This is a genomic window from Enterobacter sp. 22452 (assembly GCF_052045065.1).
GTDB classification, from domain to species: domain Bacteria; phylum Pseudomonadota; class Gammaproteobacteria; order Enterobacterales; family Enterobacteriaceae; genus Enterobacter; species Enterobacter mori.
On record NZ_JBQEOB010000002.1, the window covers coordinates 836,164 to 849,031 of the forward strand.

Here is a 12,868-nt window from a genome sequence, read left to right on the forward strand (position 1 = left end):
TAACACCTTTGGGCTAGAGGTGACTGTTACTCAAACTCGTTCCAGGAGCGACCGTCACGGGTGATCATCGCAACCGATGCGACCGGTCCCCATGTTCCTGCCTGATACGGTTTTGGCGCATCCTGATCGGCTGCCCAGGCTTCGGTGATGGAGTCGACCCATTTCCACGCCTCTTCCACTTCGTCGCGACGCACGAACAGCGCCTGGATACCGCGCATGGTTTCCAGCAGCAGACGCTCGTACGCATCAGCCAGGTGCGTCTGGTTGAAGGTTTCGGAGTAGCTCAGATCCAGCTTGGTGGTCTGCAGGTTATGTTTGTGATCCAGACCCGGCACTTTGTTCAGGATCTGGATATCCACACCCTCGTCCGGCTGCAGACGGATGGTCAGTTTGTTCTGCGGCAGCTCCTGCCAGGACTCTTTGAACAGGTTCAGCTCTGGGTTTTTGAAGTAAACCACCACTTCGGAACATTTAGCAGGCAGACGTTTCCCGGTACGCAGGTAGAACGGAACCCCCGCCCAGCGCCAGTCGTCGATATCCACGCGGATCGCCACGAAGGTCTCGGTGTTGCTGGACTTGTTCGCGCCCTCTTCTTCCAGATAGCCAGGCACTTTTTTACCCTGAGCAAACCCGGCGGTGTACTGGCCGCGGACGGTCTTCTCACGCACGTTGGAGCGGTCGATGCGGCGCAGTGATTTCAGCACTTTCACTTTGGCGTCACGAATGCTGTCGGCCGTCAGGTCAGACGGTGGAGACATGGCAATCATGCACAGAATTTGCAGCAGGTGGTTCTGGATCATGTCGCGCATCTGACCGGCCTGGTCAAAGTAACCCCAGCGACCTTCAATCCCCACCTCTTCCGCCACGGTGATCTCCACGTGGTCGATGGTGCGGTTGTCCCAGTTATTCACAAACAGGGAGTTCGCAAAACGCAGCGCCAGCAGGTTCAGTACCGTCTCTTTTCCGAGATAGTGGTCGATACGGTAGACCTGGCACTCTTCAAAGAACTCGCCCACCTGGTCGTTGATTTCCCGCGACGTTGCCAGCGAGGTACCCAGCGGTTTTTCCATCACGACGCGTGCCGGTTTAGCGTTCAGCTTCGCTTCGCCCAGACCTTTGCAGATCGCGCCGAAGGTGCTTGGCGGCATCGCAAAATAGTTAATGGTGACGCGATTTTTTTGATCCAGCATCTCGCCCAGACGGGTAAAGGCGCTTACGTCGTTTACGTCCAGATTGCAGAAATCAAGGCGTCCGCTCAGCGTATCCCACAAACTTTCATCAATTTTCTCTTTCATGAAAGTTTCGAGCGCTTCGCGCACCACTTTTGTATAAGCGTCCTTGTCCCAGTCGGCGCGCCCAACACCCAGGATACGGGTATCCGGATGAATTTGACCCGCTTTCTCCAGTTGATACAGGGAAGGCAGCAATTTTCGGCGTGCTAAATCGCCTTTCGCGCCGAAAATGACCAGGTCACATGCCTGGGCTGTTTGCGTTACCGCCATGTCATTCTCCTCAGTTAGATCACCTGGTGCTTCTGCCAGGTATCGTTGTAATTTTATTACAATGCACTGTACTGCTTTTACGTCATTCCTGAAACCATTAGCGCTTAACGTCGCGTGCGATACCGCGATTTTCCGTCCTTCAGACGTTAGCGATGGCGCAATGACGCAACAAACGTCGATTCTTTGCGCAACAGGGTCCCAGCAAAATCCGACATCGATCAAGTAATGAAAAAAAACAACAACATTTCTTGTCGACTGTTACCCTTTCGTAAAACACAGGGGTAATATCGGCTAAATCGAATCTCGATTTCATCTATTAATGAAATCGTTTCCACCCCCACGAGCGCCCTGTTAACAATGAACATGCTGGAAAAAATCCAGTTTCAACTGGAACACCTTAGCAAATCCGAGCGAAAAGTGGCCGAAGTTATTCTTGCCTCTCCCGCTCAGGCGATTCATTCAAGCATCGCCGCTCTGGCGCAGGAATCGGGCGTCAGCGAACCGACGGTTAATCGATTCTGCCGCAGCCTGGAAACGCGCGGCTTTCCTGATTTTAAACTGCATCTTGCGCAAAGTCTGGCGAACGGCACCCCGTATGTTAATCGCAATGTGGATGAAGACGACAGCGTTGATGCATACACAGCGAAAATATTTGAATCCGCCATGGCGACGCTGGACCACGTACGTCAATCGCTGGACATGGGCTCGGTCAATCGCGCGGTCGATTTGCTGACGCAGGCCAAACGCATTGCCTTCTTCGGTCTTGGCTCGTCGGCTGCCGTGGCGCATGATGCCATGAACAAGTTCTTCCGCTTTAACGTACCGGTAATTTATACCGATGACATTGTGCTGCAACGCATGAGCTGTATGAATTGTAGCGAAGATGATGTCGTGGTACTGATCTCGCACACCGGGCGCACCAAGAGCCAGGTTGAGCTGGCTCAACTGGCACGTGAAAACGATGCCATGGTGATTGCCCTGACGACCGCAGGCACGCCGCTGGCGCGGGAAGCAACGCTCGCCATCACTCTGGACGTGCCGGAAGACACCGACATGTATATGCCTATGGTGTCACGTCTGGCGCAGCTAACGGTGATTGACGTGCTGGCGACCGGTTTTACCTTGCGCAGGGGTGCAAAATTCAGAGATAACTTGAAGCGTGTCAAGGAAGCGCTCAAGGAATCGCGTTTTGATAAAGAATTGCTTATAAAGAGCGATGTTCCCTAATAACTAAGATGTACGACTTACGGCATTCGGTCCCCTCTTTGCTGCCTTGCGGCAGATGAAGGCCGATTTAATGTTCACGCAACACCAAAGTTGTTTCAGTCAACGGAGTATTACATGTCCAGAAGGCTTCGCAGAACCAAGATCGTAACTACATTAGGCCCGGCTACCGATCGCGATAATAATCTCGAAAAGATTATCGCCGCGGGTGCCAACGTGGTGCGTATGAACTTCTCTCACGGTACGCCAGAAGACCATAAATTACGTGCCGATAAAGTGCGTGAAATCGCGGCTAAACTTGGCCGCCATGTTGCCATCCTCGGTGACCTCCAGGGTCCAAAAATCCGCGTATCGACCTTTAAAGAAGGCAAAGTCTTCCTCAATATTGGCGATAAATTCCTGCTGGATGCCAACCTGAGCAAAGGCGAAGGCGACAAAGAGAAAGTGGGTATCGACTATAAAGGTTTGCCTGCTGACGTTGTGCCTGGCGACATCCTGCTGCTCGATGACGGACGCGTACAGCTGAAAGTCCTCGAAGTTCAGGGCATGAAGGTGTTCACCGAAGTGACCGTCGGTGGCCCGCTCTCGAACAATAAAGGTATCAACAAACTCGGCGGCGGCCTCTCTGCAGAAGCGCTGACCGACAAAGACAAAGCGGATATCGTGACTGCGGCGCAAATTGGCGTTGATTATCTGGCCGTCTCCTTCCCGCGCTGCGGCGAGGACCTGAACTATGCCCGTCGTCTGGCGCGTGATGCAGGCTGCGACGCGAAGATCGTTGCCAAAGTGGAGCGAGCTGAAGCCGTGTGCGATCAGGACGCGATGGACGACGTGATTCTGGCGTCTGACGTGGTGATGGTTGCCCGTGGCGATCTGGGTGTAGAAATTGGCGACCCGGAACTGGTCGGCATCCAGAAAGCGCTGATTCGTCGCGCGCGCCAGTTGAACCGCGCGGTAATCACCGCCACCCAGATGATGGAATCCATGATCACTAACCCAATGCCAACCCGTGCGGAAGTGATGGACGTGGCGAACGCCGTGCTGGACGGTACCGATGCGGTTATGCTGTCTGCGGAAACCGCTGCGGGCCAGTATCCGGCAGAAACCGTGGCCGCCATGGCGCGCGTGTGCCTGGGTGCAGAGAAGATCCCAAGCATTAACGTCTCTAAACACCGTCTGGACATTCAGTTCGACAACGTGGAAGAAGCGATTGCGATGTCTGCGATGTACGCAGCCAACCACCTGAAAGGGGTGACTGCCATCATCACCATGACCGAATCTGGCCGCACCGCGCTGATGACCTCGCGTATCAGCTCCGGCCTGCCGATCTTCGCCATGTCCCGTCACGAGCGTACGCTGAACCTGACGGCGCTGTACCGCGGCGTGACCCCGGTTCACTTCGACAGCACCAATGACGGCGTCGCTGCCGCGCACGATGCCGTGAACCTGCTGCGCGACAAAGGCTACCTGGTGTCCGGTGATATCGTCATCGTGACGCAGGGTGATGTGATGAGCACCATCGGCTCAACCAATACCACTCGCGTACTGACCGTAGAGTAAGATCCGCTCCCCTCTCCCCTAAGGGGAGAGGGATAGGATGAGGGGAAGGTTTTTTATTTCCTCGGGAAAAGCTCTTTGCGCTTGTACGGCTCTGTTTCACCCGGTTTACGCGTCTTCAGCAGCTTCAGTATCCACGTGTACTGTTCGGCATGCGGCCCCACCAGAATTTCCACCTCTTCATTCATACGCCGCGCGATAGTGCGATCGTCTGCGGTCAGCAGGTCATCCATCGGTGGCCGCACCTCAATGCTCAGGCGATGCGTTTTACCATCATAGACCGGGAACAGCGGGATCACGCGAGCGCGACAAACCTTCATCAGGCGACCAATCGCAGGCAGCGTGGCTTTGTACGTTGCAAAGAAATCGACAAACTCGCTGTGCTCCGGGCCGTGGTCCTGATCCGGCAGATAGTATCCCCAGTAGCCCTGACGAACAGACTGAATAAACGGCTTGATGCCATCGTTTCGCGCGTGCAAACGTCCACCAAAGCGACGGCGCACTGTGTTCCAGACAAAATCATAGATCTTGTTACCCTGGTTATGGAACATCGCCGCCATTTTCTGCCCCTGAGAAGCCATCAGCATCGCCGGAATATCAACGCCCCAGCCGTGTGGCACGAGGAAAATAACCTTTTCGTCGTTGCGACGCATTTCGTCGATGATTTCCAGCCCTTTCCAGTCAACGCGGTCGACGATCTTCTCCGGCCCTTTCAACGCCAGTTCGGCCATCATCGCCATTGCCTGCGGCGCGGTGGTGTACATCTCATCAATGATGGCTTCGCGCTCGGCCTCGCTTTTTTCAGGAAAACAGTAGTAAAGGTTGATCTGCGCGCGACGGCGGGCGCTCTTGCCTAAACGCCCGGCCAGACGGCCAATTTTACCCAGAACGGGATCGCGCACCGAAGCAGGCAGCATCGCTATGCCAGCAAAAGCATATACCCCAAGCCAGGCGCCCCAGTTGCGCGGATGGCGAAAAGATTTTTCAAACTCAGGAATGTATTCAATATTGTTTTTTTTGGTTTCCATGCTGGTTCCAGGGTCTGGTGACGCAAAAATATATTCAGATAGTGTAGCGAGGCAGTCGCTTGCGTACAAAAGAAAAAGCCGGCGCATACAGACGCCGGCTTCATTAACAAACAGAGGGCTTAATCAAAGCGCAGCTGTGGCATCACCTCTTTGACCTGTGCCAGGTAATCGGTACGATCTTTACCCGTCAGACCTTCGGTACGCGGCAATTTCGCCGTCAGCGGATTCACGGCCTGCTGGTTGATCCACACTTCATAGTGGAGATGTGGGCCGGTTGAACGTCCGGTGTTACCCGAGAGCGCAATGCGGTCGCCACGCTTCACTTTCTGGCCAGGTTTAACCAGCAGCTTACGCAGGTGCATATAGCGCGTGGTGTAAGTACGACCGTGACGGATAGCCACGTAATACCCTGCCGCACCGCTGCGTTTTGCCATGACCACTTCGCCATCGCCAACCGACAGCACTGGCGTACCTTGTGGCATCGCGAAGTCTACACCACGGTGCGGCGCAACGCGTCCGGTGACAGGGTTAAGACGGCGCGGGTTGAAGTTTGAGGAGACACGGAACTGCTTAGCCGTTGGGAAGCGCAGGAAGCCCTTCGCAAGCCCCGTACCGCTTCGGTCGTAGAACTTACCGTCTTCGGCACGGATCGCGTAATAATCTTTGCCATCAGAGCGTAAACGAACGCCCACCAGCTGGCTCTGCTCGCGCTTACCGTCCAGCATTTCGCGGGACATCAGCACGGAGAATTCGTCGCCTTTTTTCAGTTTGCGGAAATCCATCTGCCACTGCATGGCTTTGATCACCGAGCTGATTTCAGCGCTGGTCAGCCCGGCATCGCGCGCGCTGGAAACAAAGCTCGCCCCGACGGTACCCTTCATCACGCTGTTAACCCAGTCGCCCTGCTGCATTTCGCTGGTCATTTTGAAACCGTTTGCAGTGCGATCGTAGGTGCGGGTTTCGCGGCGGGACATCTCCCAGGTCAGACGTTGTAAATCGCCATCTGCGGTTAGGGTCCAGGAGAGCTGTTGACCAATTTTCAGATTACGCAGATCTTTGTCCGAGGCCGCGAGCTGGCTGATATTCCCCATGTCGATACCGTACTGGTTGAGCACGCTGCTCAGCGTATCACCGGTCGACACGACATATTCATGGATACCCGCTTCATTGGAGATTTTATCGTCCAGCTCATCCTGCGGGATAGCTTCATCTTCCTGAGCAGCCTGGTCGATAGGTTCACTGGCCTCAGGCAACAGCGAACGGATCTCACTTTTCTCAAGCTCGATGGTTTTAATGATAGGGGCAGAACTCGGGTGGTAAACATAGGGCCGCCAGACGGCGACCGCTAAGGTGAGAACTGTAAGCGACCCCAGCATAACGCGGTGGGGTCGAGGCAGATTGTTAAATGCCAGGGCGACAGAGCGGGCTATCTGTTGCACGTATTCACTTCCTCGTTAATCTCCTTTCAGGCAGCTCGCATACTGATTCCCCAGTTGGCTGAGGAACTGCGAATAGCTCGCTTTGCTCAACTGGATGTTCGTACCTAGCGGGTCAAGGGTTCCCATGCGCACGGATGTTCCCCTGGCCACGGCTTCTACGACCGCTGGCCTGAACTGTGGCTCAGCAAAAACGCACGTCGCTTTTTGCTCAACCAACTGTGTTCTAATCTCATGTAAACGCTGCGCACCAGGCTGAATTTCAGGGTTAACGGTAAAGTGCCCCAGTGGGGTCAGGCCGTAGTGTTTTTCGTAATAGCCATAGGCGTCATGAAAAACGAAATACCCTTTTCCTTTTAGCGGTGCGAGCTCGGTACCCACCTGCTTGTCGGTTGCAGCTAATTGAGCTTCAAACGCTTTCAGGTTGGCGTCGAATTTGACTCGACTTTGCGGCATAAGTTCCACTAATTTGTCATGGATTGCAACCGCCGAGAGCCGCGCTATCTCTGAGGAGAGCCAGAGATGCATATTGTACTCGCCGTGATGGTGATGCTCGTCACCTTTTTCGTCGTGAGCATGATCGTGGTCGTGTTCGTCACCGTCGTCATCTGCCCCTTTCATGAGCAGCGGCGTTACGCCAGAAAGTTCGGCAATAGTGACCTGTTTTGCAACGGGTACCTGTTTCGCCGACTTCTGCATGAACGCTTCCATTTCTGGTCCAATCCAGACAACTAAGTCCGCGTTTTGTAAGCGTTTTACATCAGACGGACGCAGAGCATAATCGTGCTCGGATGCACCATCCGGGAGCAGAACCTCGGTCTCAGTCACCCCATCAGCAATGGCGGCGGCAATAAATCCAAGCGGTTTAAGCGAAGCGACAACGGCGGCGTTAACATCTTGTGCTGTTGTCCCCCAAAGCGCAGCGGATAATGCTGCGAAAAGAAGCGTATTTTTATGTAACATAATGCGACTAATCATCGTAATGAATGCGTGGAATGTGATATTATAACATTCGTTGACTTCTGCAAGCTTAAATTGACATGACGACTTTGGTTTCTCTTGAAAATGTGTCGGTATCATTCGGTCAGCGCCGCGTCCTTTCTGACGTGTCACTGGATCTAAAACCCGGCAAAATTCTGACGCTGCTTGGCCCTAATGGCGCAGGCAAATCTACGCTCGTGCGCGTGGTACTGGGTTTGGTAGCTCCCGATGAAGGTGTTATCAAACGTGAAGATAAACTGCGTATCGGCTATGTACCGCAAAAATTACACCTGGACGCCACGCTGCCGCTGACGGTCAGTCGCTTTCTGCGTCTGCGCCCGGGTACCCGTAAGGCCGATATCCTCCCCGCACTGAAACGCGTACAGGCAGGTCATCTTGTCGACGCCCCGTTACAAAAGCTTTCTGGCGGTGAAACCCAGCGCGTGTTGCTTGCCCGTGCACTACTGAGCAGCCCGCAGCTGCTGGTGCTGGATGAACCCACCCAGGGCGTGGACGTGAACGGTCAGGTTGCGCTTTATGATTTGATCGACCAGCTTCGTCGTGAGCTTGATTGCGCGGTGTTGATGGTTTCTCACGATCTGCATCTGGTGATGGCGAAAACTGACGAAGTGCTGTGCCTGAATCATCACATCTGCTGCTCCGGCACGCCGGAAGTGGTCTCGATGCACCCGGAGTTCATCTCAATGTTCGGCCCGCGTGGTGCAGAACAGCTGGGAATTTACCGCCATCATCATAACCACCGCCATGATTTACAGGGACGAATTGTCCTGCGCCGGGGAAACGGACACTCATGATTGAACTGTTACTGCCCGGCTGGCTGGCCGGGATTATGCTTGCCTGCGCTGCGGGCCCGCTGGGCTCGTTTGTGGTGTGGCGCAGAATGTCCTATTTCGGCGATACGCTGGCCCATGCTTCTCTGCTAGGGGTAGCTTTTGGCCTGCTACTGGACGTGAATCCCTTCTACGCGGTGATTGTGGTGACGCTGCTGCTGGCGGCCGGTCTGGTCTGGCTGGAGAAACGCCCTCATCTTGCGATAGACACGTTGCTTGGCATTATGGCACATAGCGCCCTCTCTCTCGGCCTGGTGGTCGTCAGTCTGATGTCGAATATCCGCGTTGACCTGATGGCATACCTGTTTGGCGACCTGCTGGCCGTTACGCCGGAAGACCTCATCTCTATCGCCATCGGCGTGGTAGTGGTGCTCGCTATTCTGCTCTGGCAGTGGCGTAATTTGCTGGCGATGACCGTCAGCCCGGACCTGGCGTTTGTCGACGGTGTGAAGCTGCAGCGCGTGAAGCTGCTGCTGATGCTGGTGACGGCATTAACCATCGGCGTGGCGATGAAGTTCGTCGGTGCGCTGATTATCACGTCACTGCTGATCATCCCTGCGGCAACCGCGCGTCGTTTCGCCCGTACGCCTGAGCAGATGGCCGGTGTGGCCGTCATTATCGGGATGATTGCGGTAACGGGTGGGCTAACCTTCTCGGCGTTCTATGACACGCCAGCGGGGCCGTCAGTGGTGCTGTGTGCGGCGGCGCTGTTTATCGTCAGCATGATGAAAAAAACCGCAAATTAACATGGAGGGCACTGGTGCCCTCACCCTGGCCCTCTCCCACCGGGAGAGGGCACAATGCATTACGGCATCGCCGGTGGCGTAATGCCGAAATGATTCCACGCCCGCACCGTTGCCATACGTCCACGCGGCGTACGCTGCAAGAAGCCCTGCTGGATCAGATACGGCTCCAGCACATCCTCAATCGTCTCTCGCTCTTCTCCGATTGCCGCCGCCAGGTTATCCAGCCCGACCGGGCCGCCAAAGAACTTATCCAGTACTGCCAGCAGTAGCTTACGGTCCATGTAATCGAAGCCTTCCGCATCGACATTCAACATATCCAGCGCCTGGGCGGCGATCTCTGCCGAAATCGTGCCATCATGCTTCACTTCGGCAAAGTCACGCACGCGGCGCAGCAGGCGGTTTGCGATACGCGGCGTACCGCGAGAACGCTTCGCCACTTCAAACGCGCCCTCTTCGCTCATCTCCAGCCCCATATAGCGGGCGCTACGGCCAACAATATGCTGGAGATCGGGCACCTGGTAAAACTCCAGGCGCTGCACGATGCCGAAACGGTCGCGCAGCGGAGAAGTTAACGACCCGGCGCGGGTCGTGGCGCCAATCAGGGTAAACGGCGGCAGATCGATTTTAATGGAACGCGCGGCTGGACCTTCGCCGATCATGATATCCAGCTGGTAGTCTTCCATCGCCGGATAGAGCACTTCCTCCACCACCGGCGACAGACGGTGGATTTCATCAATAAACAGCACGTCGTGCGGCTCAAGGTTGGTGAGCATTGCAGCCAGATCGCCCGCTTTCTCCAGCACCGGACCGGAGGTGGTGCGCAGATTCACGCCCATTTCATTGGCGACGATATTCGCCAGGGTCGTTTTCCCCAAACCCGGAGGGCCAAAAATCAACAGGTGATCGAGCGCATCGCCGCGAAGTTTTGCCGCCTGGATGAAGATCTCCATCTGGGAACGAACCTGCGGCTGGCCGATATACTCATCAAGCAGTTTTGGGCGGATCGCGCGATCCACCACGTCATCTGCCTGAATTGTGCCTGCCGATACCAGGCGGTCTGCTTCAATCATCCTTTACCTCACAATGCAGCGCGCAGCGCTTCACGAATCAGGGTTTCACTGCTGGCATCCGGTTTGGCAATTTTACTCACCATACGGCTGGCCTCCTGAGGTTTATAGCCCAGCGCCACCAGCGCAGCAACCGCTTCCTGTTCCGCATCGTCATCCGACGCAGGCGCGCCCGGGGACGTCAGCACCAGGTCAGCCGCCGGGGTAAACAGATCGCCGTGCAGACCTTTAAAGCGGTCTTTCATTTCGACAATCAAACGCTCGGCGGTTTTCTTGCCGATACCCGGCAGTTTGATCAACGCAGCAGGATCTTCGCGCTCAACGGCATTCACAAACTGTGGAGCGGACATGCCGGATAATATCGCCAGCGCCAGCTTCGGTCCGACGCCGTTGGTTTTAATCAGTTCGCGGAACAGGGTGCGTTCCTGCTTGTTATTGAAGCCGTACAGCAGTTGGGCATCTTCACGCACCACGAACTGGGTAAAGACAATCGCCTCTTTGCCCGCGTCCGGCAGCTCGTAGAAGCAGGTCATCGGCATATGGACTTCATAGCCCACGCCACCCACTTCCAGCAGCACTAACGGGGGTTGTTTTTCAATGATGATGCCTCTGAGTCTGCCTATCACGTGACGCTCCTGCGTTCTGGAAAAATGTTGACTGGCGACATAATAAAAAAAGGCTGGATGTTTATCCAGCCTGATTTCTTATTATCGTAACCTGCCTCGTGCCAGATTAAGCCGCGACTCGCTCATCTGCATCGCGTTCTGGCTGACGTGACAGTGGGTAATCGCAATGGCCAGCGCATCGGCGGCGTCGGCCTGCGGGTTCGCGGGAAGCTTCAGCAAGGTACGCACCATATGCTGCACCTGGCTTTTCTCCGCGCTACCGATGCCCACCACCGTCTGCTTAACCTGTCTTGCCGCGTATTCGAATACCGGCAAATCCTGGTTCACGGCAGCGACGATGGCAACGCCGCGCGCCTGACCGAGCTTTAGCGCCGAATCAGCGTTTTTCGCCATAAAGACCTGCTCAATGGCGAAATAGTCAGGCTGAAACTGGGTGATGATCTCCGACACGCCCGCATAAATGAGCTTCAGACGCGACGGCAAATCGTCGACTTTGGTGCGAATACAGCCACTGCCCAGGTAGGTTAGCTGGCGTCCAACCTGACGGATAACGCCATAACCGGTGACGCGTGAGCCTGGGTCAATCCCGAGAATAATCGACATCACGCGTCTCCTGTAACGGATTTATACGCTCTCATTAGAGAGTCGCTGCAACCTCATCAGAGATTTCACCGTTGTGATACACTTCCTGCACGTCGTCGCAGTCTTCGAGCATGTCGATAAGACGCAGCAGTTTTGGCGCAGTCTCTGCATCCATATCCGCTTTGGTGGACGGGATCATGGAGACTTCAGCGTTGTCAGCTTTCAGGCCAGCCGCTTCCAGCGCGTCGCGCACCGCACCCATCTCTTCCCACGCGGTGTAGACGTCGATAGCACCGTCGTCAAAGGTCACCACGTCTTCCGCACCGGCTTCCAGTGCCGCTTCCATGATCACATCTTCGTCGCCTTTCTCGAAGGAGATGACGCCTTTTTTGCTGAACAGGTAAGCCACGGAACCGTCAGTGCCCAGGTTACCACCTGTTTTGGTGAACGCATGACGCACTTCCGCTACGGTACGGTTACGGTTGTCAGACAGACATTCAACCATTACCGCTGTACCGCCAGGACCGTAACCTTCATAAATGATGGTTTCCATGTTCGCGTCTTCATCACCGCCCACGCCACGTGCGATTGCACGGTTCAGGGTGTCACGCGTCATGTTGTTTGACAGCGCTTTATCGATCGCTGCACGCAGACGTGGGTTAGAACCCGCATCGCCGCCGCCCAGACGCGCTGCAGTCACCAGCTCGCGAATGATTTTGGTAAAGATCTTACCGCGCTTGGCATCCTGTGCCGCTTTGCGGTGTTTGGTGTTGGCCCACTTACTATGACCTGCCATAAAAATATCCTCAAAGAGCGCGCCTTTTCAGGCAGCGTTAATTACAAATTCTTCAATCGCCTGCCGGTTGCTCCACGACTTGGTGAGTGCGGCGGCATCCGCCGCATTCATCCAGCGGTAGGTCAGGTGTTCAGTGAACACGATCTCCCGTTCGTGGGGAAGCGCAAGACAGAACCACGATTCCGTATTGCGTTCGATACCCGGCGCATAGCGATGACGTAAATGGCTAAAAATTTCAAACTCCACCGTGCGCTGACAGTCCTTCAGGGTCAGTTGCTCGCGAGCAACATCAATGGCGACCTCTTCCTTTACTTCACGCGCGGCGGCCTGCGGCGCAGTCTCCCCCTCTTCCAGACTGCCGGTAACCGACTGCCAGAAATCAGGATCGTCGCGCCGCTGCAACATCAGCACCCGCTTCGTGTCTTCTGCATAAATGACCACCAGGACAGAAACGGGAAGCTTATATGCCATA

At 55.3% G+C, this 12,868-nt stretch carries 13 protein-coding genes; 4 read left to right on the top strand and 9 right to left on the bottom strand.

The annotated features are described in order from the left end of the window. Window positions 1–26: 26 nt before the first annotated feature. Window positions 27–1,502 (bottom strand): glucose-6-phosphate dehydrogenase, encoded by a 1,476-nt coding sequence (gene zwf, locus ACTJJA_RS09155; RefSeq protein WP_089598193.1) that lies wholly within the window; start codon window positions 1,500–1,502, stop codon window positions 27–29. Window positions 1,503–1,859: 357 nt separating this feature from the next. On the opposite strand from zwf, the gene ACTJJA_RS09160 reads away from it, so the two are divergent. Beyond that, window positions 1,860–2,729, top strand: a complete 870-nt coding sequence (locus ACTJJA_RS09160; RefSeq protein WP_010432597.1) for a MurR/RpiR family transcriptional regulator — start codon at window positions 1,860–1,862, stop codon at window positions 2,727–2,729. A 114-nt stretch (window positions 2,730–2,843) separates the two neighbouring features. Continuing rightward, the gene (pyk, locus tag ACTJJA_RS09165) at window positions 2,844–4,286 is read left to right on the top strand and encodes a pyruvate kinase (RefSeq protein WP_010432595.1); all 1,443 of its coding nucleotides are present in this window, start codon (window positions 2,844–2,846) and stop codon (window positions 4,284–4,286) included. A gap of 53 nt (window positions 4,287–4,339) precedes the next feature. Here the strand turns inward: pyk and lpxM are convergent, their stop codons facing one another. The 3 genes from lpxM to znuA all read right to left on the bottom strand — a co-directional run bounded on the left by lpxM (window position 4,340) and on the right by znuA (window position 7,710). Continuing rightward, window positions 4,340–5,311 carry a lauroyl-Kdo(2)-lipid IV(A) myristoyltransferase gene (gene lpxM, locus ACTJJA_RS09170; protein ID WP_089598192.1) on the bottom strand — a complete coding sequence of 324 codons (972 nt, stop codon included), beginning with the start codon at window positions 5,309–5,311 and terminating at the stop codon, window positions 4,340–4,342. Between the two features lie 119 nt (window positions 5,312–5,430). Beyond that, window positions 5,431–6,750, bottom strand: a complete 1,320-nt coding sequence (mepM, locus tag ACTJJA_RS09175) for a murein DD-endopeptidase MepM (RefSeq protein ID WP_148399914.1) — start codon at window positions 6,748–6,750, stop codon at window positions 5,431–5,433. A gap of 15 nt (window positions 6,751–6,765) precedes the next feature. Then, complete coding sequence (gene znuA / locus ACTJJA_RS09180) at window positions 6,766–7,710, bottom strand: zinc ABC transporter substrate-binding protein ZnuA (RefSeq protein ID WP_440667730.1); 945 nt, start codon at window positions 7,708–7,710, stop codon at window positions 6,766–6,768. A gap of 77 nt (window positions 7,711–7,787) precedes the next feature. On the opposite strand from znuA, the gene znuC reads away from it, so the two are divergent. Both znuC and znuB read left to right on the top strand, forming a co-directional pair. Further along, window positions 7,788–8,543, top strand: a complete 756-nt coding sequence (znuC, locus tag ACTJJA_RS09185) for a zinc ABC transporter ATP-binding protein ZnuC (protein ID WP_089598190.1) — start codon at window positions 7,788–7,790, stop codon at window positions 8,541–8,543. After that, window positions 8,540–9,325: a zinc ABC transporter permease subunit ZnuB gene (gene znuB, locus ACTJJA_RS09190; RefSeq protein WP_440667544.1), complete on the top strand. Its 786-nt coding sequence runs from the start codon at window positions 8,540–8,542 to the stop codon at window positions 9,323–9,325. The genes znuC and znuB overlap by 4 nt, the downstream gene beginning before the upstream one ends. 59 nt (window positions 9,326–9,384) lie before the next feature. On the opposite strand, the gene ruvB is transcribed toward znuB, so the two are convergent. The 5 genes from ruvB to nudB all read right to left on the bottom strand — a co-directional run bounded on the left by ruvB (window position 9,385) and on the right by nudB (window position 12,867). After that, window positions 9,385–10,395, bottom strand: coding sequence for a Holliday junction branch migration DNA helicase RuvB (ruvB, locus tag ACTJJA_RS09195; protein WP_010432579.1), 1,011 nt, complete (start codon window positions 10,393–10,395; stop codon window positions 9,385–9,387). 8 nt (window positions 10,396–10,403) lie between these two features. Then, complete coding sequence (ruvA, locus tag ACTJJA_RS09200) at window positions 10,404–11,018, bottom strand: Holliday junction branch migration protein RuvA (RefSeq protein ID WP_010432577.1); 615 nt, start codon at window positions 11,016–11,018, stop codon at window positions 10,404–10,406. Between the two features lie 81 nt (window positions 11,019–11,099). Then, on the bottom strand, window positions 11,100–11,621 hold the full coding sequence (gene ruvC, locus ACTJJA_RS09205; RefSeq protein ID WP_003859749.1) for a crossover junction endodeoxyribonuclease RuvC: 522 nt from the start codon (window positions 11,619–11,621) through the stop codon (window positions 11,100–11,102). A gap of 34 nt (window positions 11,622–11,655) precedes the next feature. Next, a complete protein-coding gene (locus ACTJJA_RS09210) occupies window positions 11,656–12,396 on the bottom strand; it encodes a YebC/PmpR family DNA-binding transcriptional regulator (RefSeq protein WP_040075122.1) in 741 nt (246 codons plus the stop codon). Window positions 12,397–12,423: 27 nt separating this feature from the next. After that, window positions 12,424–12,867 carry a dihydroneopterin triphosphate diphosphatase gene (nudB, locus tag ACTJJA_RS09215; protein WP_440667547.1) on the bottom strand — a complete coding sequence of 148 codons (444 nt, stop codon included), beginning with the start codon at window positions 12,865–12,867 and terminating at the stop codon, window positions 12,424–12,426. Window position 12,868: the final 1 nt, after the last annotated feature.

What these genes read in the sequence shown, in the direction of transcription:
- zwf (WP_089598193.1), bottom strand. Translation starts at nt 1,502, where the DNA reads ATGGCGGTAACGCAAACAGCCCAGGCATGTGACCTGGTCATTTTCGGC.
- ACTJJA_RS09160 (WP_010432597.1), top strand. Translation starts at nt 1,860, where the DNA reads ATGAACATGCTGGAAAAAATCCAGTTTCAACTGGAACACCTTAGCAAA.
- pyk (WP_010432595.1), top strand. Translation starts at nt 2,844, where the DNA reads ATGTCCAGAAGGCTTCGCAGAACCAAGATCGTAACTACATTAGGCCCG.
- lpxM (WP_089598192.1), bottom strand. Translation starts at nt 5,311, where the DNA reads ATGGAAACCAAAAAAAACAATATTGAATACATTCCTGAGTTTGAAAAA.
- znuA (WP_440667730.1), bottom strand. Translation starts at nt 7,710, where the DNA reads ATGTTACATAAAAATACGCTTCTTTTCGCAGCATTATCCGCTGCGCTT.
- znuC (WP_089598190.1), top strand. Translation starts at nt 7,788, where the DNA reads ATGACGACTTTGGTTTCTCTTGAAAATGTGTCGGTATCATTCGGTCAG.
- znuB (WP_440667544.1), top strand. Translation starts at nt 8,540, where the DNA reads ATGATTGAACTGTTACTGCCCGGCTGGCTGGCCGGGATTATGCTTGCC.
- ruvB (WP_010432579.1), bottom strand. Translation starts at nt 10,395, where the DNA reads ATGATTGAAGCAGACCGCCTGGTATCGGCAGGCACAATTCAGGCAGAT.
- ruvC (WP_003859749.1), bottom strand. Translation starts at nt 11,621, where the DNA reads ATGTCGATTATTCTCGGGATTGACCCAGGCTCACGCGTCACCGGTTAT.
- ACTJJA_RS09210 (WP_040075122.1), bottom strand. Translation starts at nt 12,396, where the DNA reads ATGGCAGGTCATAGTAAGTGGGCCAACACCAAACACCGCAAAGCGGCA.
- nudB (WP_440667547.1), bottom strand. Translation starts at nt 12,867, where the DNA reads ATGGCATATAAGCTTCCCGTTTCTGTCCTGGTGGTCATTTATGCAGAA.